Annotated in this window: 21 protein-coding genes and 1 tRNA gene; 15 read left to right on the top strand and 7 right to left on the bottom strand. The window is 28.2% G+C overall.

The window, feature by feature from the left end:
• Positions 1–44 precede the first annotated feature (44 nt).
• Positions 45–3,167: a S41 family peptidase gene (locus tag BW723_RS13565; RefSeq protein ID WP_139059101.1), complete on the bottom strand. Its 3,123-nt coding sequence runs from the start codon at positions 3,165–3,167 to the stop codon at positions 45–47.
• A gap of 179 nt (positions 3,168–3,346) precedes the next feature.
• On the opposite strand from BW723_RS13565, the gene BW723_RS13560 reads away from it, so the two are divergent.
• From BW723_RS13560 to BW723_RS13540, 5 genes are all read left to right on the top strand, one after another.
• On the top strand, positions 3,347–4,438 hold the full coding sequence (locus BW723_RS13560) for a hypothetical protein (RefSeq protein WP_068360031.1): 1,092 nt from the start codon (positions 3,347–3,349) through the stop codon (positions 4,436–4,438).
• Between the two features lie 170 nt (positions 4,439–4,608).
• Complete coding sequence (locus tag BW723_RS13555; protein ID WP_068360033.1) at positions 4,609–6,579, top strand: sensor histidine kinase; 1,971 nt, start codon at positions 4,609–4,611, stop codon at positions 6,577–6,579.
• A gap of 17 nt (positions 6,580–6,596) precedes the next feature.
• Positions 6,597–7,343, top strand: a complete 747-nt coding sequence (locus BW723_RS13550) for a LytR/AlgR family response regulator transcription factor (RefSeq protein WP_068360035.1) — start codon at positions 6,597–6,599, stop codon at positions 7,341–7,343.
• Positions 7,344–7,398: 55 nt separating this feature from the next.
• Entirely contained in the window at positions 7,399–7,782 is a 384-nt protein-coding gene (locus tag BW723_RS13545; RefSeq protein WP_162274040.1) for a helix-turn-helix domain-containing protein, read from the top strand.
• Between the two features lie 283 nt (positions 7,783–8,065).
• Positions 8,066–8,431 carry a helix-turn-helix domain-containing protein gene (locus BW723_RS13540; RefSeq protein ID WP_068360038.1) on the top strand — a complete coding sequence of 122 codons (366 nt, stop codon included), beginning with the start codon at positions 8,066–8,068 and terminating at the stop codon, positions 8,429–8,431.
• A gap of 176 nt (positions 8,432–8,607) precedes the next feature.
• Here the strand turns inward: BW723_RS13540 and BW723_RS13535 are convergent.
• Positions 8,608–8,683: transfer RNA gene (locus BW723_RS13535), tRNA-His, on the bottom strand.
• 54 nt (positions 8,684–8,737) lie between these two features.
• Positions 8,738–9,454: a bacillithiol biosynthesis deacetylase BshB1 gene (gene bshB1, locus BW723_RS13530; protein WP_068360040.1), complete on the bottom strand. Its 717-nt coding sequence runs from the start codon at positions 9,452–9,454 to the stop codon at positions 8,738–8,740.
• Between the two features lie 248 nt (positions 9,455–9,702).
• On the opposite strand from bshB1, the gene BW723_RS13525 reads away from it, so the two are divergent.
• The gene (locus BW723_RS13525; protein WP_226789169.1) at positions 9,703–11,577 is read left to right on the top strand and encodes an SLC13 family permease; all 1,875 of its coding nucleotides are present in this window, start codon (positions 9,703–9,705) and stop codon (positions 11,575–11,577) included.
• A 38-nt stretch (positions 11,578–11,615) separates the two neighbouring features.
• Here the strand turns inward: BW723_RS13525 and BW723_RS13520 are convergent, their stop codons facing one another.
• Positions 11,616–12,773 carry a trans-sulfuration enzyme family protein gene (locus tag BW723_RS13520; protein WP_068360043.1) on the bottom strand — a complete coding sequence of 386 codons (1,158 nt, stop codon included), beginning with the start codon at positions 12,771–12,773 and terminating at the stop codon, positions 11,616–11,618.
• Between the two features lie 73 nt (positions 12,774–12,846).
• Between BW723_RS13520 and BW723_RS13515 the strand changes: the two genes are divergently transcribed.
• From BW723_RS13515 to BW723_RS13495, 5 genes are read left to right on the top strand one after another with little or no spacing between them, the layout of a single operon-like run.
• Positions 12,847–13,542: a Rossmann-like and DUF2520 domain-containing protein gene (locus BW723_RS13515; RefSeq protein ID WP_068360045.1), complete on the top strand. Its 696-nt coding sequence runs from the start codon at positions 12,847–12,849 to the stop codon at positions 13,540–13,542.
• Complete coding sequence (locus BW723_RS13510) at positions 13,532–14,059, top strand: KdsC family phosphatase (RefSeq protein ID WP_068360047.1); 528 nt, start codon at positions 13,532–13,534, stop codon at positions 14,057–14,059. Before BW723_RS13515 ends, BW723_RS13510 begins: the two co-directional genes overlap by 11 nt.
• Before the next feature lies 1 nt (position 14,060).
• Positions 14,061–14,483 carry a DUF2147 domain-containing protein gene (locus BW723_RS13505; RefSeq protein WP_068360072.1) on the top strand — a complete coding sequence of 141 codons (423 nt, stop codon included), beginning with the start codon at positions 14,061–14,063 and terminating at the stop codon, positions 14,481–14,483.
• A gap of 34 nt (positions 14,484–14,517) precedes the next feature.
• Positions 14,518–14,943 carry a DUF2147 domain-containing protein gene (locus BW723_RS13500; RefSeq protein WP_068360049.1) on the top strand — a complete coding sequence of 142 codons (426 nt, stop codon included), beginning with the start codon at positions 14,518–14,520 and terminating at the stop codon, positions 14,941–14,943.
• A gap of 12 nt (positions 14,944–14,955) precedes the next feature.
• Entirely contained in the window at positions 14,956–16,194 is a 1,239-nt protein-coding gene (locus BW723_RS13495; protein WP_068360051.1) for an ATP-binding cassette domain-containing protein, read from the top strand.
• On the opposite strand, the gene BW723_RS13490 is transcribed toward BW723_RS13495, so the two are convergent.
• Positions 16,191–16,832 carry a protein-L-isoaspartate(D-aspartate) O-methyltransferase gene (locus BW723_RS13490; RefSeq protein WP_068360053.1) on the bottom strand — a complete coding sequence of 214 codons (642 nt, stop codon included), beginning with the start codon at positions 16,830–16,832 and terminating at the stop codon, positions 16,191–16,193. The two genes, BW723_RS13495 and BW723_RS13490, sit on opposite strands and share 4 nt — an antisense overlap.
• Before the next feature lie 194 nt (positions 16,833–17,026).
• On the opposite strand from BW723_RS13490, the gene BW723_RS13485 reads away from it, so the two are divergent.
• The 3 genes from BW723_RS13485 to BW723_RS18040 all read left to right on the top strand — a co-directional run bounded on the left by BW723_RS13485 (position 17,027) and on the right by BW723_RS18040 (position 19,672).
• Complete coding sequence (locus tag BW723_RS13485) at positions 17,027–18,004, top strand: Gfo/Idh/MocA family oxidoreductase (RefSeq protein WP_068360055.1); 978 nt, start codon at positions 17,027–17,029, stop codon at positions 18,002–18,004.
• A 135-nt stretch (positions 18,005–18,139) separates the two neighbouring features.
• The gene (locus BW723_RS13480; RefSeq protein ID WP_068360057.1) at positions 18,140–19,027 is read left to right on the top strand and encodes a 3-hydroxybutyryl-CoA dehydrogenase; all 888 of its coding nucleotides are present in this window, start codon (positions 18,140–18,142) and stop codon (positions 19,025–19,027) included.
• Positions 19,028–19,030: 3 nt separating this feature from the next.
• On the top strand, positions 19,031–19,672 hold the full coding sequence (locus BW723_RS18040; protein WP_226789167.1) for an acyloxyacyl hydrolase: 642 nt from the start codon (positions 19,031–19,033) through the stop codon (positions 19,670–19,672).
• Between the two features lie 83 nt (positions 19,673–19,755).
• Here BW723_RS18040 and BW723_RS13470 read toward each other — a convergent pair whose 3' ends face one another.
• The gene (locus tag BW723_RS13470) at positions 19,756–20,229 is read right to left on the bottom strand and encodes a Dps family protein (RefSeq protein WP_068360059.1); all 474 of its coding nucleotides are present in this window, start codon (positions 20,227–20,229) and stop codon (positions 19,756–19,758) included.
• Positions 20,230–20,333: 104 nt separating this feature from the next.
• Between BW723_RS13470 and BW723_RS13465 the strand changes: the two genes are divergently transcribed.
• Entirely contained in the window at positions 20,334–21,275 is a 942-nt protein-coding gene (locus BW723_RS13465) for a hydrogen peroxide-inducible genes activator (RefSeq protein WP_068360061.1), read from the top strand.
• Between the two features lie 136 nt (positions 21,276–21,411).
• Here the strand turns inward: BW723_RS13465 and BW723_RS13460 are convergent, their stop codons facing one another.
• Entirely contained in the window at positions 21,412–23,031 is a 1,620-nt protein-coding gene (locus BW723_RS13460) for an ABC-F family ATP-binding cassette domain-containing protein (protein ID WP_068360082.1), read from the bottom strand.
• Positions 23,032–23,208: the final 177 nt, after the last annotated feature.

The raw sequence follows: 23,208 nt of genomic DNA, 5'->3' as shown, positions 1-23,208 counted from the left end.
TAAAAACCTGTGGGGTCTGAAAATGAATACCTGTATTTCTAATTTTACTTTATTTTTTGCATAATAATCTCAATAGCTTTATCTAATTGAGGTGTATTTTTATCTAATCGATCTTTAAAATTTTTACCCACATAAACATCTGGAGCAACTCCATTTAATTCTAAATCTTTGCCATCTAAAGTATAACAACCCCAAGAAGGTAATCTGTAAAAAGAACCATCAACCAAAGATTTACCTGATGTAAAAATAATCCATCTATACGTTTCTGTACCTACAATAGTACCCAAACCTAATTCTTTAAAACCAGCAGCTGTCATTTCTGCATCAGAAAGAGATTGCTCATTAATTAGCAAAACTATTGGTTTATTTCCATAACTAAAATTAGACTGACTTGTTAGTTTTCCTTCTCTATATTTCCAGTTTAAATATTGTTTTTGTTGTAAAAAGTTTAACACTGCATCGTGTACATTACCACCTGTGTTGTATCTTAAATCTAAAATTAATCCTTTTTTATAAGCTTCTTCACTCATTAAATCTTGATAAAATTTGGTCAATTCTCCACCACCCATATTTTTCATATGCACATAAGCAATTTCATTATTTGTTTTTTGATCTACATACTTTTGATTTTCATCTTGCCATTCATCATAAATTAAATTTCTTACATTAAGATAGCTTGTGGTATGAATGTAAACATCAAAATTGGTTTTATTTCTAGAGAATGTTAATTGAATTTCATCTTTATTTTCTGGATTTGTAAAATAAGATTCTCTGTTTTTAGTTGCATCAACTTCTACTCCATTTACTGCAATTAAAACATCACCTTTTCTAATTCCTTTATTTTTTACATCAACAGGACTTTCTGTAACAATTCGATCTACTTGATAAGGATTATCATTATTAAAAACAATACCTGTAGCTAGAGTTCTGGTTCCGTAATATATTTTTTCTTCTGCACCATAAGAATTAAAACCAAAATGCGATGTATTTAATTCACCTAACATATCATTAAAAATTAGTCTTAAATCTGCTCTTTCAGAAACATAAGGCAAATATTTTGCATAGCGATCTCTTAATTTTTGCCAATTCTGACCGTGAAAATTTTCATCATAGAAATTTTCTTCCATTCCTGCCCAAGCTTCAAAATACATTTGCTCAAACTCATCAGCTAAAGATTTATTAAACTTAGTATCTATAGCAATTGCTTTTAATTTATTGGTGGTTAAGTTTAATGTATGAATTTTACCACTTGCCAAAATATAGTGGTTCTTTTTTGCTGATACATATTGATAGCCAAAAATACGAGTATCACCTAATTTTACAGTTTTATTGTTCTCAAAAGGCTCAATAGTTGTTTTCCATAATTTGTTAGTCCCTTCATCGTGATTCGAAATGTATAATATATGGGTTTTATCACCAGAATTAATAATAGAAATATTTCTTTGATTCCCAAACCTTGGGCTAATTCTTGTTAAACGATCCATTAATCCATTCGAATTTATATCAACCTTAATTTCAGGCTTCTTTTTATCCTTTTTTGTTGTATCTTTTTTAGCAAACAATTCATTTACTTTATTCATTTTAAAAGGTTTCTCAAACTTATCTAAAGCCATTTGATACACTTTAGATGCTCCCTTTCCTCCACTAGGAAAATTCGGAGAAGTTCTTTCTGAAGTAAAATAAATATATTTTCCATCAGAAGACCAAGCAGGTTCTGATTCTGAAACCTTTGTATTTGTTAAATTTATTGTCTTTTTAGAGGCCATATTGTATACTAAAATATCTGCTTCAAAATCTCTGTATGCATTATAAACTAGGTATTTATCATCTGGAGAAAAGTAAGGGTTTGAATTATAAAACCCCCAAAGTTCATCTTTTACAACCAATTCACTTTTAAAAGTTTTTAAATCTATAATATGAATCTCATTTCTTCCTGATAAATAAACACCTTTAGTTAAATCACTATTAAAAGTAATTTGTCTATTGTTCATCGTATTTTTTGTGATTTGCTTTTTGCTAGATGCATTAGTAACATCAACCAAAAACCAATTGTAATACCCATTATAAGACCTAGAGTATATAAGAGATTTATTATCTTTTAACCATTTTACTTCTTGAACAGCTTCGTCTTTTTTAGTATCAATTTCTTTTATAAACTTCCCTTTTACATCAGAAACAAATAATTTTCCTCTAGATACAAAAGCCATCTTTTTTCCATCAGCAGAAACATCAAAAAAGGTAATATTTCCTTTAACGTTGTAAGATTGGTTTTTAGCCACTGTAGAATTGTTATTGATGTTGATGTTTAGCTTTTTAGAAGTATTTTTAGCAACATCATACACATAGATTTGATAGTCTTTTCTAAAAACAATTTTGTTTCCATTTGCGCTAACTTTAGGCCACATAATAGATGTAGAGAAATTTGTAAGCCTTTTTTTAGTTCCGTTTTCTAATTGATACAAATTGTACTCTCCTTTATATTCATCAGATTTAAAGTAAACAGTTCCGTTTTTATCTATGGTAACTCCAAAATCTTTACCTCTGTAAGAAGTATGTTTTGTGAATTTTTTGGTTTTAATATTGTATGATTTTATGTCAGGATTATAATCGCCTTTATATCTTTTTCGATTTGCAAAATTTGAGCTTTCCCAAGATTCATTAAAGTAAATATCATCTGTTTTTGGGTGTTGCACTACATTATGGATGGTATTAAAATAATGAGGAAAAGTTCTTTTAGGAGTTTCACCATCAATAGAAATTGTAAAATTTGTAATTCTATTAAATCTGTTCGACGTAAAATTAATTGTTTTACTATCCCAATTCCATGAAGTAACCTTATCATTACTTTGATGAAAAGTAAGTTGTTTTATTTCTCCTCCATTTAAAGACATTATATATACATCGTAATTCCCATATTGATTGCTAGAAAATGCCAACCATTTTCCGTCAGGAGAAACACTTGGATCTGTTTCTGTTCCATCCATAGCAGTAAGTCTAAAAGCATCTCCTCCATTAGAATTCACTTTCCATAAATCTCCTTGATAACTATAAATAACCTCACTACCATCTGGAGTTAAGGTTGGTTTTAACGTGAAATAAACTTCATTGTTTTGAGAAAAAATAGTAGATACTAAAAAGAGTACCAATAGGTTAATTAAGCGTTTCATAATGGTTTTGTTTGATTAGATTCTAAATTTAAGAAATTATGTTTTAATAGAAATTTTATAAAAGTTAAAATCAATTCTTTACGAATTCTAATATACCAATCACGAATTCTAAAACAGCCAAAATTTAGGTAAAGTTCTCCACTACTTTTACAGTGTATTAACATTTAAAAATAGAAATTATGAACTCAATATTTAAAACATCAGTATTCGCAACAGCATTTATGTTAACTTCAAGTCTATTTGTAAATTGCGATAAAACATCATCTGTAGTAAAAAATGAAACATCAACATTAATTGCAGAAAATACCATAGATTATACAGTAAAAGAAGAAGTGGTTACTAGAAATCCTTTAGTATTTATAACAGGTTATGATAAAGGAAATGAAACCTATTACAACAATGCAAGATCATTTTTTAAAGAAAAAAACTATCAAATTGTAGAAGATCAATATTCTGTAGAAGAGATTATTAATTGGTTAAACAAAAACGAAAACGAAAATCCTTATGGAGAAATTCATATTGTAAATAATAGCAATCCTTTTGAAGGAATGTCTTTAGAAACTGTTGTTAAAGGAGAAAAAGTGACTGCAGAATCTTTAAGAATGCACATTACAAAAGGCACTTTACCAATTTTACAAGAAAGTGTAAACGCGAATTCTAAAATTATTTTTCACGCAAATGGTTTAGGAGAAAATACAGCATTAATGAAAGTTTTTAAAGATGCCTTTTGTGCAGATGAATTACCAAATGTGGTAGCTTCACCTTATTATTCAATTTTTGATGGCGATTTTAGCAAACATTATTTAGCAAAACCACATTATGTGTTTTATCCTACAGCAAATTCACCAGGAAAAGTAGACTTATCAAAAGAAATTGCTAAAAAATATCCAGAAGAAAAAGATATTGATTGGTTAACCGCTTTAAATAATGATGAAGAAAGATTTGTAGGTGAAGCTTACGCAACACATTTTAATATTCCTTTAAAATTTGAATTAGATTATCATAATTCTGATGAAGAGGTGCCAACTTTTGAAAATCAAGAAGAAATTATGGATTTTATAGAGCAACAAGAAGTATTTTATTTTGAAGTTAAACAATTAAACGTTCCTATTGATAAATTTAGATGGACCTACTCTATGAAAAATAGTACATTGATAATTAAAGGAAAAACGACAGGGTTAGTAGTATTAAAGCCTTTAATTAAACCTTATGGAGAATTACAGCACATTACACCAGATACAAATAACAAACGTTTGTACGCAATGAAATAATTGAAAAGGAGAATTGGTTTTTAGAAACGTCATTATGCGAAATACTGTATAATGACGTTTTAATTAAATATATTTTTATAAGTATTATCTAGAATCTAAAGATTGATGTAACTTTAATGATGTTACTCATTTATCCAAATTCAAAAAATTTAATTTAGTAAGTTTGTTTTATGTCTATTTTAAAAAAATACATTTTTTTAAGTCTTGTTTTTTTTGCGATAAATATTGTTGCTCAAAATGAAATTCAAAATATTACCATCAAAGATGGATTGCCAAGTAATATAGTTTATGATATTAAACAAGATAAAATTGGTTATTTATGGATTGCCACAGAAAAAGGTTTGGTAAAATTTGATGGTGACGATTTTATTCAAATTCATAAATTAAAAACAACAAATCTTTTTATTGATCAAAATGATGTGATCTATTCTGGTTTAGAAAATGGATTATTCATTAAAAATAAATCTGAAGAAAAAACATATACCTCAAAAAAAGTACTAAAAACATTGGTTCATAAAAATGAGGTTTATGTTGCTACTATAGAAGGAATCTATAGTTTAAAAAATGATAATTTAACACCTGTTAAAATTAATTCTTCTATAGATTTTTCTATCATAAACGATATTATTTACATTGATAATTCATATTTTTTATCTTCAAGTAAAGGTTTAATTAAGTTAGACAAAACACTCAATTTAAGCAATATAAAATTATTAAATAAAACAAAAACAAATTCATTAGAGATTTTTCAAAATACAATAATCGCAGCTACAGCTAAAAATGAATTATTAATCATTAAACAAGATTCTATATCAGAAATTATTGAAACTATAAGCGATATTTCATCAATAAAAAAACTAAAAAATGAGCTTTGGGTTACTTCAAAAACAAACGGAATTGAAGTTTTTTCACTTCCATATTTTACATTTAAACAAAAAATAAATAAGTACAATTCATTACAAACAAATCAAATTAATTCCGTTTTTAAAGATAATAAAGGCTTTAAATATATTGCCTCAGATAAAGGGATATATGTTATTAAAAACAATCAAATAAATCCAATAAATAGACCTTTAATCCAATTTGAAAATCTACAGGTAAACCATAAAAATCAAGAATCCTTATTTGTGGTGAATAATGTAAAGCTCTCAAATTCAGAAAATAACATTGCTATATCATTTAAAACGATTGATTTATATAATCCTAAAAAAGTACAATATAGGTATCAACTAAATGGTAAACTTTCTCCTTGGTCTACTAACAATACTGTTAATTTCCCTAATTTAAATGAAGGTAAATACCATTTCAAGGTTCAATCAAAGATTAATACTCTTGAAAGCGATTTTAAATCATTCACATTTACAATTGATGCGCCATTTTACAAGCAAGCTTGGTTTATTTTTGCTGTAGTCATTGCATTCTTATTAATATCTTACATTTCACTCCATTTCTATATCGAAAACATCAATAAAAAGAATAAAGAAAAAGTAGATCAACTAAAATTGAAGAATCGTTTACTAACATTAGAGCAAAAAGCTCTACAATTACAAATGAATCCACATTTTATTTTTAATGTTTTAAACGGAATAAAAGCATTAGGGAATGCAGGTAAAATAGATGATTTAAATAGTAACATTTCTAAATTCTCTGTTTTATTAAGAGGTATATTAAACAATTCTAGAAAAGAAGAGATTACTCTACAAGAAGAAATAGACCTTTTAAAGAACTATATAGAACTTGAGCAAAGAATGAGTGCTAAGACTTTTACCTATTCAATAAACACACAATTAAACAATATAGATCCAGAAGAAATACTAATTCCTACAATGTTAATACAGCCATTTGTAGAGAATTCTATAGAACACGCTTTCCAGAAAAACAAAACAGGTGAAATAATGATTAATTTTGAAGTAAAACATCATTTCTTACTTTGTAGTATCATTGATAACGGAATTGGTATCCATCAATCTAAGCAACAAAAGCAACATTCTCATCATAAATCAGTAGCTTTAAAGGTTTCTAAAGAACGATTATATTTAATTAGCACCAAAAGTAATTTAAAGATATCTGAGATTAAAGAAGATAAAGATATTAAAGGAACTCAAGTAAATTTTAGAATCCCTTTAAAAACAGATTATTAAAACCCAATACTCCAATTATGAAAAAGTTTACATCATTTGTGGTAGATGATATTCCTGAAGCTTTAGAAATGTTATCTAATGATATTGAAAGAAACCATCCAGAAATAGAAATTATAGGTAAAGCTTCTAGTGTGGTAGAGGCTTCTAAGCAATTACAAACACTAAAACCAGATTTACTTTTTCTAGATATTATGTTAGGTGATGGTACTGGTTTTGATATTTTAGAAATTGTACCCAACTTAAATACTAAGGTAATATTTGTTACTGCAAGCGATGAATTTGCTATTAAAGCTTTTAAATTTGCTGCAATAGATTATATACTTAAACCCTACTCTATTAACGAATTAACAAACGCAATTGCCAAAGCTAAAGATCAAATTCAACCAAGACAAAAACAATTAAGTGTTTTAAAACAGTTAGTTACACAACCTACAGAAAAACCAAAAAGACTTTCACTGCATACATCAGAAAAGATTATTATTGTTGATATTGAGAATATAGTAAGATGTAAGTCTGATAATAACTACACAACCTTCTATTTACTAGATAACACTAAAATTCTTGTTTCTAAAACCTTAAAGTACTACTCAGACATCTTAAAAGAGGTTAATTTTTTACGTGTTCATCAGAGTCATTTAGTAAATAAGAGCTTCATTAAGGAATTTATCAAGTCTGATGGAGGTTATTTAATATTAACTGATTCTTCTAACATCCCTGTGTCAGCAAGGAAAAAGACAGAAATCATTGCTGCTTTAAAAAAATAATTAAAACTTTTTTAAAAATAATCATTGTTTGTAGTAAATAATTACTACATTTGTGGTGTTAGTCCCTCACGCTATGAAAATTGAAGATAAAAAACGTTCTGATAGAGTAATTTCAGTATTTAATGATTCTGGATTAAACCAAAGACAGTTTGCTGAACTCATTGGAGTATCACAACAGTTAGTAAGTGCAGTAATTAATTATACTAAGAAGCCAAATGAAGCTATTTTACTCGCTATTATTGATAAAATAAAAGGAATTGATCCAATGTGGTTGTTAACCGGTGTTGGTTCTGAAAAGAATAACTATGAACCCCTAGAAGTAGAATCCCCTATTGAGCTTCATATAAAAAACATAGTTAGAAAGGAGTTTGAAGAATTGTCTGTAGACATCCTTCAAAAACTATCAAATATTGAAGATTCTGTTAAGAATTCTAATTAACGAGCCCATCGTAATTACAAAATTAACAAATCTCATTTGTATTGTTCCCTAGGCAATATTATTTAGGTTATAATCTTTAATATTTGGTTTTTAATTTATATTAAATCCCCTTTACCCCTAAAAAAAGCCTACGTTCTGTAGGCTTTTTTTTTACAAGTCATATTTTTATATATCATAAATTACTGATTAATAGCGATTTAAATACTTTATTAAAAATATTACCATATTTATTGATAAAAATACATTGTTTGTGGTAAATTATTACTACATTTGAAGTGTTATTATGAAAGATGAAGATAAACAACGTTCTGATAGAGTAATAAAGGTTTTTAAAGATACTGGATTAAATCAAAGACAGTTTTCGGAACTGATTGGAGTTTCGCAACAATTGATAAGTGCAGTGGTTAATTATACAAAAAAACCTAATGAAACTATTTTGCTTGCTATTATAGATAATATAGAAGGTATAGACCCAATGTGGTTATTTACTGGCAATGGAAAATATAAAAATAATTATGTCCCCCTAAAAGTTCAATCCCCTATTGAACAGCATATAAAAAACATAGTTATGAAACAATTTGAAGAGTTGTCTAAAGACATTGTTCAAAAACTATCAAATATTGAAGATTCTGTTAAGAATTCTAATTAGCGAGCCCATCGTATAATTTAGAGTTTAACAAAAAGAAAAATATATTGTTCCCTAGCATTGTATTTTTTTGGGAGTTAAACCTTCAATATTTGATTTAAAGAAAGAATCAATTAAATCCCCTTTACCCCTAAAAAAAGCCTATCTGAAAAGATAGGCTTTTTAATTCAAAGTATTTTGGGTGGAAGACCGGATTCGAACCGGCGACTTTCGGTACCACAAACCGACGCTCTAACCAACTGAGCTACAACCACCATATAACTTGCGGGTGCAAATATAATTAATTTTTGAATTATGGAAAGAAAAAAATTAAATTAATTTACTTAAATTTTCTACAGCTACATAACGTTCTGACGTAAAGCCTTCTGCAAAATCTACCCCAATTAACCTTCCTAAATCTTTTGCTCTGTAATTTATACTTTCTGTAAAATTTTTGCTGGTTATTGGTGTTTCTGGCTCGTTACTTGTTGGATCGAAAAACTGAGAACTATATGCCAATACCGATTTTTCTTTGATTTCCATAAAGCCAGTAACATCAACAACAAAATCTGGCTCAATATTTTTCCATTGTATATAATGATATACATACTTAGGTCTCCATTTTTCTTGAAGCTTCCCTTCTACTGTGGTTTCAATTTTTAACAATCCGCTTAAAAAACAAGCATCAGAAACTAACTTACTTCCTTTAGAATGATCTATATGCCTATCATCTATAGCGTTACACAACACAATTTCTGGTTGATATTTTCGAATCATTTTTATAATCTCGAGCTGATGTTTTCTATCGTTAACAAAGAATCCGTCTGCAAAACCTAAGTTTTCTCTTACAGAAACTCCTAAAATATTTGCAGCATTTTTGGCTTCTATATCTCTTATTGCAGCAGAACCACGTGTACCTAATTCACCTCTGGTTAAATCTACAATTCCTACTTTTTTACCTAAAGAAATTTCTTTGGCAATTGTTGCTCCACTTCCTAATTCTACATCATCAGGATGAGCTCCAAATGCTAAAATATCTAATTTCATAAATGATTATTTTGTTTATAAAGTTTAAAAATGACGAATTTATATCAAACAAAAAAAATATTTATTTAATAACCTTCATCAACAGCAATCAAAAATAATCTATTTAAAGCTTATATTTCGTTTTAAAAGATTTCTATTACGTTTTCGATTTTTATTTTCAAAAAAAAATAGCTTTTTTTTTATTGAATTCATAAAAGTTAATGGCTTCTTAAGAGTATGATATCTATCATAAAAACCAATGTATATTGATGCTAATTTTACATCATCAAAATAAAAAATATATTATGACTTTAATGCTGATTATCCTTGTTATTACCATTGCTTTATTTGTTTGGGGTAAATACTCCCCAGATGTAGTAGCCTTAGTTTCTATGCTAAGTCTATTTTTGTGCGGAATTTTAAATTTAAGTGAAACTCTAAGTGGTTTTAGCAATCCTACTGTAATTATGATTGCTGCTCTTTTTATTATTGGAGAAGGTTTATCACAAACTGGTTGGACTGCTTTAGCAGGAAAAAAATTAATTGAATTGGCTGGTAAAAGTGTCCCTAAACTACTTGTAATTATCACATTAGGTTCTGGAGTTTTATCTGGTTTTGTAAGTAATACTGGTACAGTAGCTACTTTATTACCTGCAACAATTTCTTCGGCTTGGAGTATTGGTACAATGCCATCTAAAATTTTAATACCGGTTGCTTTTGGTTCTAATACAGGTGGTTTGTTAACTTTAACTGGTACTCCACCAAACATTATTGCTAATAATGCTTTAATAGAAGCTGGTTTTGAAGGCTTTTCTTTCTTTGAATTTGGTTTAATTGGTTTACCGCTGTTAATTATTGCTCTTATTTATTTTAGATACTTTGGGTTTAAATTATTACCAACTAATAAAACAAATAATAAACCTATTAATATAGACTCAACTTTACACGAATGGATTGAAGCTTATCAAATAGACAATCATTACTATAGACTAAGAATTCGTTCAATATCTACTTTACTTAATACTAAATTAAGTGATTGGGATTTAGAAAATAAATACCATATTAATGTTATTCGTTTAAAAAGAAGACACCCAAATAGATTAAAAGGTACGCAACCTTATATTGAATTTCCTCAGAATGAAACTGAATTAAGATACCATGATATTATTACTGTTAAAGGTAATACTGAAGATATTAATAAGTTAATGATTGAGTTTAATTTAGGTTTATTAACAAAAGAATCTGCTAAAAGTGAGTTACGTAATAACTTAATTAGTCAAGAAGTTGGTATGGCAGAAGTATTAGTTTCTCCAAAATCATTTCTAGTAGGTAGAAAAATGAAATTAAAAGAATATTTTAAAAGATATGATATTCAATTATTAGCAACTTCTAGAAACAGAGAACCTTATTTAGAAGAAGAAATGAGAGTAAACGCTGGTGATAGCTTTATTATTAGAGGTCCTTGGGAAAATATTGAAAAATTAAAAGATCAGCATAAAAACATAGTAGTTGTAGGTAGCCCAGAAGAAATGTTAAAAGATGTTGATGAACTTACACCAAAATCTTATATCGCTTTAGGTGCATTAATTTTAATGATTGTTCTTTTAGTTGTTAAAGCTGTACCAGGTTCTATAGCCGCATTAATTTCTGCTGGTATTGTATTATTTTCTGGCTGTGTACCCTTTACAAAAGCTTATAAAAGTATCAGTTTTACTAGTGTTGTAATGATTGCTGCAATGATACCTATGGGTGTTGCAATTCAAAAAACCGGAACTGCTGAAATGATTTCTAATTCATTAATTAGCTTTTTAGGAGAAGGTAACCCTACACTATTATTAGGTGGAATTTTCTTATTAACAACAACATTTAGTCAGTTTATTAATAATTCTGCAACCGCAGTTTTAATGACACCGATTGTAATTTTGGCTGCAGGAACCTTAAATATTTCTCCAGAACCATTATTAATAACAGTTGCAATTAGTGCATCTACCGCATTTTTAACTCCTATTGGAACTACAACAAATGCAATGGTTATGAGTTCTGGTGATTATAAATTTATGGATTATTTAAAAGTAGGCTTTCCGCTTTTAATACTATTTGTAATTACAACCTTATTATTGGTACCAATTATTTGGCCTTTCTAAGTTTGTATAATTTGTTAAACGACGAAAAAGCGAAGATTTTAAATCTTCGCTTTTTTTATGGCTTGTTCAATATCTGCAATTAAATCTTCAGATTCTTCAATACCCACAGAAAAACGAATTAATCCGTCTTTTATTCCTCTTTCTAAACGTTGTTCTTCGCTTAGTAAAGCGTGTGTAGTTTGAGCCGGACTTACTGTTGTGCTCTCTAAACCAGCCAAGCTCATAGACGATTTTATCAACTGTAAATTTCGTTGAAACTCCATAGGATCTATATTTTCTGACAACTCAAAAGACAACATTGCTCCAAAATCTTCCATTTGTTTGGCAGCAATTTCAAAACCAGGATTACTTTTTAACCCAGGATAATAAACAGCATCTATATTCGAATTAGCCTCTAAATAATCTGCCATAATTTTAGCATTTTCAGTTTGTGCTTTTACTCTTAAATTTAGCGTTTTTAAACTCCTTTCTAATAACCAAACTGTTTGCTCGCTTAAATTTCCACCTAAATTAATGGCGGTTTTCCAAATTTGTTCAATATGTGCTGCAGATGCTGCAATTGCTCCAGCTGAAATATCAGAATGACCTCCCATATATTTTGTTGCAGAATGAATAATAATGTCAATTCCGAAATTATAAGGATTTTGATTGATAGGTGAAGCGAACGTATTATCAATCATTGTTAAAATTTCATTTTCTTTAGCAACATCAGCAATAGCTTGCATATCCGTGATTCCCAATAACGGGTTTGAAGGTGTTTCGATATATAAAATCTTAGTATTTTCTTTGACTAGAGGAATAAAATCTTCAACTTTATCAGATTCAGTAAAAGAATATTCAATTCCGTATTTATCAAATTCTGAGACTATAAAATTATACGTTCCTCCATAAATAACTTGCTGAATTACAACGTGATCTCCTCTTTTTAAGAAAGCCAACATTGCTGATGAAATTGCAGCCATTCCAGAACTAAAAATCAATGCATCTTCCGTATTTTCTAAAGCCGCAATTTTTTTACAAAGCATTTCTTGATTCGGAGTATTGTAATAACGAGGATAACGTTTAACATCTACATTATCAAAAGCATACGAAGTTGCCATATATATAGGAGAAACTGCTCCTTTAAATTGTTTATCTTTAACTTCACCTACGTGTACACAAGTTGTATTTATACCTAATTTTTTAGAATCTTTCATATATATAATTTGTCATGGCTAATTTAGGAAAACCAAATCTAAATTTTATTTATAATTTCAATATCTTCGTTTTATGATATCAGTTTTAGTAATTGGAAAAGGAAATGTTGGCTTTCATTTATATAATGTATTTTCTAATATTGATAAAATTAAGGTTACTCAAATCAGTTCTAGAAAGTTACAAGATATTCCAAAAGCAGACATTACTATTATTGCTGTTTCAGATGATGCTATTGCTGAAGTTTCATCAAAAATAAAAAACACTTTTATTGTACATACTTCTGGTGCATCTAGTATTAATCAATTAAAAAACACAACAAGAAAAGGTGTTTTTTATATGCTACAAACTTTTTCTAAAAATAAAAAAGTCGATTTTTCTGATGTGCCTTATTGCTTAGAAGCAGAAAATCAGCAAGATTATAAATTACTAGAAACCTTAGCCAAATTAATAGGCAATAAAATCTATGCTATCAATTCAGAACAACGAAAAATAATTCACGTAGCTGCTGTTTTTGTAAATAACTTTACCAATCACTTATTTAAAATTGGGAACGATATTTGTAATACACATGATGTGCCTTTCGAAATTTTAATGCCTTTAATACAAGAAACAGCAACAAAAATTAAAGAATTATCACCAGAAAATGCGCAAACTGGCCCAGCTATTAGAAAAGATCAAAAAACAATAAAAAATCATTTAGCTTTGCTAAATAAAGAGCAACAAAAAATTTATACAATCTTAACAGAATCAATCCAAAATGGAAATTAGTTACAAACAATTATTACCAAAAATAAATACTTTAATTTTTGATGTAGATGGTGTACTCACAAACGGAATGGTTACCATAATGCCAGATGGAGAATTGGTTAGACATATGAATATTAAAGACGGTTATGCCTTAAAAACTGCTGTAGATAAAGGCTTTAACGTTTGTATTATTTCTGGCGGAAAAAATGAAGGCGTTAGAACACGTTTGGCAAACTTAGGAATTAAAGACATTTATTTAGGCGCGCATAATAAAATTGAACAATATAATGAGTTGGTTAAAAAATATAATTTACAGCCAGAAAATGTTTTATATATGGGTGATGATGTTCCTGATTATCCAGTAATGAAATTAGTGGGTTTACCTTCTGCACCCAATGATGCTGCTCAAGAAATTCAAGGAATTGCCAAATATATTTCTGATAAAAAAGGTGGTGAAGGTTGTGTGAGAGACATTATTGAGCAAATTTTAAGAGTGCAAGGCAAATGGGATAATAATTTTGATGCAAAATATGATTAAAATGAAAAAAGGATTATTTTTTATCTTAGTGTTTTTTATAACAATTACAATGAATGCACAAGAAGTGCTGGGCAAATGGAATTCTAGAGATGAAAAAACTGGAGAAATAGATTCTGTAGTTGAAATCTATGAAAAAAAAGGAGAATTGTTTGCTAAAATAATTGATATTACTGACCCTGAATTAAAAAATGAGCTGTGCAAAAAATGCAAAGGAAGTTTAAAAGACAAACCTGCATTAGGCTTGCACATCTTATATAAACTAACCGAAAAAAATGGCAAATGGGTTGGTGGTTATGGGCTAGACCCTAGAACAGGAAACTATTTTAATGTTTATATAAAATTGATAAATTCTAAAAAACTAAAAGTAAGAGGTTATGCTGGTATTCCTCTTTTTGGTAAAACTGTTTATTGGGATAGAAGCTAAAAAAAATCTTTAAATCTTTAATTACAAATATATTATGAAAAAATTACTTTCAACTTTATTTATTTTATTTATCTCATTTTCAATGAATTCACAAACTATTTTTGGAAAATGGAATACTGTTAATGATGAAACAGGCGAAGTTGATTCCGTAATTGAAGTATATAAGAAAAATGGAAAAGCTTACGCCAAAATTTTACAAATTAACGACCCAGAAAAACAAAAAGCAATTTGTGAAAAATGTGATGCACCCAATAAAGATAAACCCATTTTAGGTTTAGAAATCTTAACTGGTTTAGAAAAAAATGACAAAGAATGGTCTGGAGGAGAAATTTTAGATCCTAGAAATGGTAAAGTTTACAAATGCTATATAAAATTAGTGAAACCAGATAAATTAAAAATTCGTGGTTATCTTGGTCTTTCTCTTTTTGGAAAAACCAAATATTGGCAAAGAGCTAAATAAATTTTAAAAAGTATGGAGAATTTCCATTATGTTCTTAAAAATACAACCCTTTCAAAAAAAAGTAAATTAATTGAAAACCTATTAAAAGGCAATCATTCAATATCTAATTTAAAAAACAAAAAAGGACTTCTATTCTCTAATGCTGTTTTAACCAAATTTATAGAAAAAGAGGTAAAACACAGTTCTAGTACTTTAACCAAAAAAGAAAAAAGATCTATCCGTACTTTTTCTAGTGGAGAACAAAAAAAAGCTTTACTCAATTATTTAATAGAAAATAATCCTGATTTTTTAGTTTTAGAAAGTCCGTTTGAAAGTTTAGATCAAACATCTGTTAAAGAACTAAAAGAGAGACTTATTAACTTATCTAAGAAAATAACTTTAATTCAAATTATTAGTAGAAAAGAAGAAATTCTACCGATTATTACACATTTTTTAGGAATTAAAAAGGGTAAAATTACGAATATAATTCCTATTGATAATTATCGTTTTACTGAAGATACAGTTAATTTTAACTGTAATATTCCTAAGCCAATAACATTTTATAAAAACATCCCCAATCTATTAATTTCTTTGCAAAATGTGAATGTTTCTTATAATGATAATCACATTTTAAATGATATTAATTGGAACATCAATAAAAATGAATTTTGGCAATTAATTGGCCCAAATGGATCTGGAAAAAGCACCATTTTATCAATGATTTATGGTAATAATGTAAAAGCTTTTGGGCAAGAAGTTTATTTATTTGGACAAAAAAAAGGTTCTGGAGAAAGTATTTGGGAAATAAAAGAGAAAATCGGGTATTTTAACCCTGTAATGTTAGAATTGTTTCAGAGAAGTACCACAGTAAAAGAAATGGTAATTTCTGGTTTTTTTGATAGTATTGGTTTGTATAAAACACCAACTATTCTTAAAGAAAAATTAGCAGTTGAATGGCTAAAATTGCTAGATTTAGAAAGTAAAAGTAAAGAATTATTTCAAAATTTATCTGTTGTAAATCAAAGATTGGTTTTAATTGCAAGAGCAATGATTAAACATCCACCTTTATTAATTTTAGACGAACCTTTAATAAATTTAGATGATAAAAGTACCCAAATAATTACTGCTTTAATAAATAAAATTGCCCAAGAAAGTAACACAACCATAATTTTTGTATCTCATAAAACTACAAAAAACTTACAACCAAATTTTATTTATGAGTTAATTCCTTCTCAAAAAGGTTCTATAGGAAAAATACTAAAAAGTAATTAATTTCTCTCCTCTAACATCGGCACAAAAGCAAAGTCACCTAATTCGTGTTTTTCGAATTCTTTTGGAGATTTTCTAAAAAATAAAGTCATTATTTGAGTTTTATCTCCAACAGGAATCAATAACATACCTCCTACTTTTAATTGTGCTAGTAAAGGTTTTGGTACAAAAGGCGCACCAGCAGTTACAATAATTTTATCGAAAGGTGCTTTTTCTGGCCAACCTTTATAACCATCACCAAAAATAAATTTCTTTGGTTTGTAACCTAATTTTGGTAAAAATAAAGAGGTCTTCTTAAACAATTCGTGCTGTCTTTCAATAGAATATACTTCTGCTTTTAACTCTAATAAAACAGCAGTTTGATAACCTGAACCTGTACCAATTTCTAAAACTTTATCGCCTCTATTTATCCTTAAAGTTTGCGATTGAAAAGCTACTGTATAAGGTTGAGAAATTGTTTGGTCTGCAGCAATAGGAAAAGCTTTGTCTTGATAAGCGTGCGATTCAAAACTTGAGTCTATAAATAAATGTCTCGGAATTTTACGTACAGCATTCAATACATTATTATCTACAATGCCTTTTGCTTGTAAAACGCTAGCTAATTGGTTTCGAAGTCCTTGGTGTTTTGCTGTATCTCTCAATTTTGGTTCAGTTTCAAGAGTCTAAAAATAGTAATAAATTAAATTAAACTCTTATAAAATTGTATCTTTGTTTATAGCTGATTTTTTAAAAATCATTAATTAAAAACAATCTTCTTTATCAAAATAATTAACAAACTACGCTTATTAAAAATGTTTGTTTCTATCATTTTGCAAAGACAAAAACAATAATATATATGCTTAAAGTAGGGGTTTTAGGAGCAGGTCATTTAGGGAAAATTCATCTAAAATTATTAAAACAATCTTCAAAATACGAATTAGTAGGTTTTTACGATCCTTCTAAAGAAAATGCAAAAAAAGTTGTAGAAGATTTTGGTTATACTTCTTTTAGTTCTATTGATGAATTAATTGATGCTGTAGAAGTTGTAGATATTGTAACACCTACGCTATCACATTTTGAATGTGCAAAAAAAGCAATCGAAAAAGGACGTCATATATTTATTGAAAAACCAATAGCAAAAACAATGTTAGAAGCTGAAGCGATTAGAACTTTAGCAAGCCAACATCACGTAAAAGGACAAGTTGGTCACGTAGAGCGTTTTAACCCAGCTTTTACTGCTGTTAAAGACAAAATAGACAACCCAATGTTTATTGAAACGCATAGATTGGCCGAATTTAATCCGAGAGGAACTGATGTGCCTGTTGTGTTAGATTTAATGATTCATGATATAGATATTATTCTTTCTTGTGTAAATTCTAAGGTAAAAGATGTGCACGCAAGCGGAATATCTGTAATTTCTGAAACTCCAGATATTGCCAATGCAAGAATTGAGTTCGAAAATGGTTGTGTTGCTAATTTAACATCCAGTAGAATTTCTATGAAAAATATGCGTAAAACTCGCTTTTTTCAGAAGGATGCTTATATTTCTGTAAACTTTCTGAGTAAGGAATCAGAAATTGTTAGAATACAAGATGCCCCAGATAATTTAGATGAATTTGCAATGGTTTTAAAGAATGATGAAGGCGTAGAAAAACAAATTTATTTCGAAAATCCAGAAGTTACGAACAATAACGCAATTTTAGACGAGCTAGAAACTTTTGCTGATGCCATTTTAAATGATACAACACCAATTGTAACTTTAGCAAATGGTTCTGAAGCTTTAAGAATTGCACAATGGGTAATAGATTGTTTTAAAACACAAGCCGTTATTTAAATTTTGCCTTTTGTTGGCAAAAAATTGCGTTAGGGATTGAATGGTCTGTTCGAGCTCTTTTTGTTTTTTACAAAAAAGCGAGTAATGAAAGCCCGTTAAAACGCCCAAAACATTAACTTTTAAATTTATTTTTTGATGAAAAACATAGCTGTAATTGGAGCTGGAACTATGGGAAATGGAATTGCCCATACTTTTGCTCAATTTAATTATAATGTACATTTAATTGATATTTCTGAAGCTGCTTTGCAAAAAGGTGTAACCACAATTACCAAAAATTTGGATAGAATGTTGGCTAAAGAAAAAATTTCTGAAGCTGATAAAACTACTACTTTAAATAACATTACCACATTTACCGCCATTAAAGATGGTGTTAAAAATATGGATTTGGTTGTTGAAGCTGCTACTGAAAATGCAACTTTAAAGTCTAAAATTTTTAAAGAATTAGATGCTATTTGTGATGAAAATACAATTTTAGCTACAAATACATCGTCTATTTCTATTACTCAGATAGCTGCTGTTACTAAAAGACCAGAAAAAGTTATTGGGATGCATTTTATGAATCCTGTGCCAATTATGAAATTGGTTGAGATAATTAGAGGTTACAATACTACTGATGAAGTAATGAATAGGATTGTAGAATTGTCTAAAAAAATTAGTAAAATTCCGGTTGAAGTAAATGATTATCCTGGATTTGTAGCCAACCGAATTTTAATGCCAATGATTAACGAATCTATTGAAACTTTATACAATGGAGTTGCTGGTGTTACTGAGATTGATACTGTTATGAAATTAGGAATGGCTCACCCAATGGGACCTTTGCAATTGGCAGATTTTATTGGTTTAGATGTTTGTTTGTCTATATTAAATGTAATGTATGATGGTTTTAAAAACCCCAAATATGCTCCTTGCCCACTGTTGGTTAATATGGTAAATGCTGGTAAATTAGGCGTGAAATCTGGTGAAGGTTTTTACGATTATAAAGAAAGTAGAAAGGCAGAAACAGTAGCAAAAATGTTTGTATAATTAATGAAAAATAGCCTAATCGTTTTATTATTTTTTATAAGTTTTTCTATTGTTTCTCAAGATGTAAAAAAGGAATCAAAACTAAAACCTTATAAGGTTGGTTTTTTATATAATTCTGCAACAAACGAGAATTTTTTAAATGATGATCCTGATTATGATTATTCTACAAATACCTATAAAGCACAGGCCTTTTATAAATTAACAAACTGGAAAAAATTTGATATTGAGTTAATTGTACAACCTCAAATTCAGTTTATAAAACATCAATTGATTAACGAGCAATATGTTACACCAGATATTGATAATTTCCTTGAAAAAAGAGAAGAATTTACACAACAAAAAAAAATGAATTTATATGGTGTTGAATTCGGTTTTGCTGCAAAAAGACAAATTTTTAAAAAGTTAGCTTTACAAGGCACCATTAGTTTAGGTTTTAATTATATTGATACTAGAACAGAACGTATAGCCAAAGGCTTTACTTTTCTAGAAAATTTTTCTTTGGGGATTTCTTATGAAACATTTTCTGATTCTTATTTATATATAGGTACAAATTTATTTGGCCACGTTTCAAATCTCGATTTTAATTTACCAAATGCTGGTTACAATATTTTAGGTTTAGAAATTGGTTATTCTTTTAAAATATAAAAAGCTTGTTTAAAATTCTTTGATTAAAAGAAATTTAAACAAGCTTTTATCAGTAATAAAACTAATTTCCTGATTAAAAACAATTATTTACCTAACCAAGAATTTAACATCCAAATTGTTTTTTCTTGTTCTGCAATAAAATCGCTCATCATAGAATTTGTCCCTTCATCATCAGCTTTATCAGAAGATTCTAATATACTTCTTTCTATTTTTAATAATTCTGATAAAGAATTTACAACTAACTCTACTCCATCTACATCATTAGAAATATCTTTACCAACTGGTACAGAAGCATTTTCTATATAATCTGTAAATGTATGTAAAGGCTTACCTTGCAAAGTTAAAATACGTTCTGCAATTTCATCAATCTTAATTTGAGAATCTGTATAAAACTCTTCGAATTTTACGTGTAACTCAAAGAAGTTTTTTCCTTTAATATTCCAGTGTAATCCTCTTAAATTTTGATAATATATTTGAAAATTAGCTAACAAACCATTTAATTCATCAACTAAATTAGCAGTCTCTTTTTTGTCTAATCCTAATATTGTTTTGGTCATTTTATCTATATTTTTAATTATAATTCAAATTTATGTGAAATTTATGAATATAAATAATAGTTATAATTGATACATTTAATATCTTTATCAAAAATTCTTATTAAATGACAATTACTCAATTAAAATACGTTTTATCTGTAGCAGAATATCAGAATTTTACAGTGGCTGCAGAACACAGTTTTGTTACTCAACCTACTTTGAGTATGCAAATTCAAAAACTAGAAGACGAATTATCTGTACAAATTTTTAATAGATCTAAAAAACCAATTGAATTAACAGAAGTTGGTAAAAAAATTGTTGAACAAGCAAAAGTTATTGTAGATGAAAGCAATAGAATTTTAGATATTGTACATCAACAAAAAGGTTATATAGGTGGCGAATTTAGATTAGGAATTATACCAACTATTATGCCTACTCTTTTGCCAATGTTCTTAAATAACTTTACAAAAAAATACCCAAAAGTAAAGTTGATTATAGAAGAATTAACTACAGAAGAAATTACTAGAAAACTTACTGATGGTCATATAGATGCTGCAATTGCTGCAACACCTCTAGAGAATGAAGCTATAAAAGAAAGACCTTTATATTACGAACCTTTTGTAGGTTTGGTGCCACAAAATCATAGATTATTTAATAATAAAAATATTTCTTCGAATGAATTAGAAATGGAAGATATTCTTTTGTTAGAAGATGGACATTGTTTTAAAGACAGTGTAATTAATTTATGTAGAACACATAAATTAGATAACAAAAAAGGTTTTCAGTTAGAAAGTGGAAGTTTTGATACGTTGATAAAACTTTCTAAAGAAGGTTTAGGAATGACTTTATTACCTTATTTACATACTTTAGATTTAAATGAAAACGACAAGAAACATTTAAGAGAATTTACATCTCCACCACCTGCAAGAGAGGTGAGTTTAATTTATCATAAATCGCAATTAAAAATGCAATTGATAGAAGTTTTAAAGAAAACTATTGATGGTGTTGTAAGAGGTGCAATTTCTTTTTCTGATGTTAAAATTATTAGTCCTTTACAGAAAAATTAAAAGCAAATAACAAGCTATTTATTACATAACGTAATTTATATAAATAACTGTATTATAGTAAATTAAAAAACCTAATCTAAAGTTTTAATTTAGATTAGGTTTTTTAATTTATAAATAAAGTTTCTTAAAATATATTTTAAGAATACATAGAATCACGTAATTCTTTAATTTTTTTATCAGATAAATATTCATCAAAAGTTGTGTATCTATCAATAGCACCTTTTGGTGTTAATTCTATAATTCTGTTGGCAACTGTCTGTGCAAACTCATGATCGTGAGTAGATAATAAAACAGTACCTTTAAAATTAATTAAAGAGTTGTTTAAGGCTTGAATCGATTCTAAATCTAAATGATTTGTTGGCTCATCTAATAATAAAATATTTGCTCTTTTCATCATCATTCTAGATAACATACAACGTACTTTTTCTCCACCAGATAAAACGTTACTTTTCTTTAAAGCTTCTTCACCAGAAAAAATCATTTTTCCTAAAAATCCTCTTAAAAAAACTTCTTCACGTTCTTCTTCTGTTTGTGCATATTGTCTTAACCAGTCTACTAAATTTAATTCCCCATTCTGAAAAAATGACGAGTTATCTAATGGCAAATAAGATTGGGTAGTAGTAACGCCCCAAGAAAACTTACCTCCATCAGCTTCAGAATTACCACTAATAATTTGGTAAAAAGCGGTTACAGCTCTAGAGTTTTTAGAAATTATAGCAACTTTATCTCCTTTATTTAAATTAATGTGAACATTATCGAATAATTTTTCACCTTCAAATTCTTTGCTTAAACCTTCTACATTTAATATTTGATCTCCTGCTTCTCGATCTCTTTCAAAAATAATAGCTGGGTAACGTCTGCTAGAAGGTTTTATATCTTCTACGTTTAATTTCTCAATCATTTTTTTACGAGAAGTAGCTTGCTTCGATTTTGCAACGTTAGCAGAAAATCTTCTAATAAATTCTTCTAACTCTTTCTTTTTATCTTCTGCTTTTTTGTTTTGTTGAGCTCTTTGTTTAGCTGCTAACTGACTAGATTCGTACCAAAATGTATAATTACCGGAATAATGGTTAATTTTTCCAAAATCAATATCAGAAATATGAGTACAAACGGCATCTAAAAAGTGTCTGTCATGCGAAACAACAATTACACAATTATCATAATTTGCTAAAAAGTTTTCTAACCAATTAATTGTTTCAAAATCTAAATCATTGGTTGGCTCATCCATAATTAACACATCAGGATTACCAAAAAGTGCTTGTGCAATTAATACACGTACTTTTTGTTTACCATCTAAATCTTTCATTAATGTATAATGTAAATCTTCAGATATACCTAAGTTAGATAGCATTGCTGCAGCATCAGAATCTGCATTCCAACCATTCATTTCTTCGAAAACAATTTGAAGCTCACCAATTTTTTCTGCATTTTCATCAGTATAATCAGCATATAAAGCGTCTATTTGTTTTTTAATTTCGAATAGTTCTTTATTACCCATAACCACTGTTTCTAAAACAGGAAAATCATCAAACTCATTATGATTTTGAGATAAAACAGACATTCTTTTACCTGGCTCTAAATGTACTTGACCTGATGTAGGATCTTGCTTACCAGAAAGAATCTTTAAAAAAGTAGATTTTCCTGCTCCATTTGCTCCAATAATTCCATAACAGTTACCTGTTTGAAATTTGGTATTTACTTCATCAAACAAAATACGTTTTCCAAATTGTACTGATAGATTAGAAACTGATAACATAATTGTATTTTAAATTTCTGCAAAAGTAATAAATTGATTTTTCTTAACTACTTAGAATTTAAACCCATTTCTTAAAAAAACAGAAATAGTTAATATTAATATATTGTAAATATTTTTAACAACGTATTAACAGACACAACACTTATGTATGGTTAAATTTGTTGAGCGTAATTGCTA

Origin of the sequence: Polaribacter reichenbachii, from assembly GCF_001975665.1 — a bacterium.
In the GTDB taxonomy this organism is placed as follows: Bacteria; Bacteroidota; Bacteroidia; order Flavobacteriales; family Flavobacteriaceae; genus Polaribacter; species Polaribacter reichenbachii.
The sequence above is the reverse complement of the archived record's forward strand: the minus strand, read 5'-3'. Positions and strand labels throughout refer to the sequence as shown.